Origin of the sequence: Variovorax soli, from assembly GCF_031454625.1 — a bacterium.
In the GTDB taxonomy this organism is placed as follows: Bacteria; Pseudomonadota; Gammaproteobacteria; order Burkholderiales; family Burkholderiaceae_C; genus Variovorax; species Variovorax soli_A.
In genome coordinates this window covers 1-1,354 of sequence record NZ_JAVDRF010000033.1, presented here as the reverse complement: position 1 = coordinate 1,354, position 1,354 = coordinate 1, and the positions used below count along the sequence as shown (strand labels likewise).

Sequence of the window (1,354 nt, the reverse complement as noted above, 5' to 3'; positions counted from 1 at the left end):
TGATCGTCGTCGTCGCAGTTCTAGTCTGCTGACGCTGTCGGCCTCGGCTACCTCGCGTTCGACGTCATACAGTTCACCGAAGAACTTCAGCGCCTGCTCGCCGACTAAGCTGCCGTGGTTGATCCATAGCTCGTGGAACTTGCGCCGCGCGTGCGCCATGCACCCAACCTCGGTCACTCCGAGCTCGAAGCAAGCCTTGTAGCCGCTGAAGTCATCGGTCACGAGCTTGCCCTGCCAGCCAGGCTTGGCGGTGGTTCCGCTCAGCTTGAGGAAGTCACGTACGTGTTGACCGCCCCGACCGTCCGCGAAGTCGAACACGACGCCCTGGGTCGGGTTGAACTGCGTCGTACAGTAGCTCCACAGGTAAGCCCGGTGGGTCTTACCTGCTCCGGGCTTGAGCATTGCCACCGGCGTCTCGTCGGCGTGCAGCACGCCGTGTCGCAGCAGCTCTGCTGCCAGCGCGTCCACCAGCGGCTGCAGTTGCACGCCGCACTCACCCACCCACTGTGCCAATGTCGAGCGGGCGATGACGTGGCCCGCACGCTCGAAGATCGCTTCCTGCCGGTAGAGCGGCAGATGGTCCAGGTACTTGGCCACAAGCACCTGCGCCAGCAGGCCAGCCGTGGGTACTCCTTTGTCGATGACGTGAGCGGGCACCGGCGCCTGGGTGATCTTCTCGCAGCACCTGCACACCCATTTGCCGCGGATGTGGCGCTCGACCGTGAATACGCCCGGCTGGTAATCAAGCTTCTCGGCTACGTCCTCGCCGATGCGCTGCAGCGGCGCGCCACACCCGCAGGTGGTGTTCTGCGGCTCATGGTGGATCTCGCGGCGCGGCAGGTTTGCGGGCAGCTTCTCGCGCCTGGGCAGTTGCTTCTCCGCCGGTGCCTTCGCGGACTGGAGCGCTTCGATCTCCGCGGCGACGGCGGCCAGATCGGTGTCCAGCGTCTCCTCGAGCAAGCTCTTCTGTTCGGCGTTGTAAGCCTCGCTCTTGGCGGCGAACTTCAGTCGCTTGAGGATCGCGTTCTCGTGTGTGAGCTTGTCGATGATCGACTTCTGGAACGCCAACTGTGCGTCGGCCTTGCGCAGCCTCTCGCGAAGCTCCTGCGGGTCCAGCGTGTCGATGTCGTCGGCGATCACGGACGGTGATCGTGCCGGCGATTGCGCTGGCGCACTATTGGCAGATACCGCAATGGACGCGCTACAGCGTGGTGATCACACCGGCCTCACCGACGAGCTGCCAGGGCAGTCCCAGCACCAGCGCATCGAACTGCGGCCGGCTCAGCGCCAGCGTCCCGTCGACGTTCTTGGGCCAGGCGAACTTGCCGCTGTTCAGCCGCCTTGCTGCCAGCCA

At 64.8% G+C, this 1,354-nt stretch carries 2 protein-coding genes; both read right to left on the bottom strand.

Translation table 11 applies throughout. From position 1 onward, the window contains the following. The coding region (tnpC, locus tag J2739_RS27840; protein ID WP_405053983.1) for an IS66 family transposase at positions 1-1,140 on the bottom strand (1,140 nt) is incomplete at its 3' end. Positions 1,141-1,201: 61 nt separating this feature from the next. Next, positions 1,202-1,351, bottom strand: a complete 150-nt coding sequence (gene tnpB / locus J2739_RS27985) for an IS66 family insertion sequence element accessory protein TnpB (RefSeq protein WP_405053984.1) — start codon at positions 1,349-1,351, stop codon at positions 1,202-1,204. Positions 1,352-1,354 lie beyond the last annotated feature (3 nt).